We start from the raw sequence: 342 nt of genomic DNA on the forward strand, positions 1-342 counted from the left end.
CCGGCCGACGACGCCCAACTGCACCTGACGTCGACCCGCGTTCGCTTCCTGGCCCTGGCCGCAGGCGACACCACCTCCGACGGCCTGACCTTCGAGGGCGACGCGACAGTCCTCGCCCGCCTCACCGCAGTCCTGGACGCCGGCGATCCGGACTTCAACATCGTCGTGCCCTGAGAGCACTCCCTCGAGCGGTGGGTAGATGCCGGAATTCTCGGCCAGTTGCGACATCTGCTCACCACTCGGTCGGTCCCAGCCTGTCCTTAGATACCTCTCGCGGTGGATGCCCGCAGACGTCAGGCGGCGCACCATGAGCGCATGTGGGTGCGTCGTCTCGTCATCGCG

Annotated in this window: 1 protein-coding gene; it reads left to right on the forward strand. The window is 67.5% G+C overall.

The window, feature by feature from the left end; translation table 11 throughout:
- A partial coding sequence (locus SB773_RS30590; RefSeq protein WP_410593977.1) for an alkyl sulfatase C-terminal domain-containing protein occupies positions 1–174 on the forward strand: 174 nt, incomplete at its 5' end.
- Positions 175–342: the final 168 nt, after the last annotated feature.

The sequence above is a fragment of the Bacillus sp. SIMBA_074 genome (assembly GCF_046534555.1).
Lineage (GTDB): Bacteria > Bacillota > Bacilli > Bacillales > Bacillaceae_G > Bacillus_A > Bacillus_A mycoides.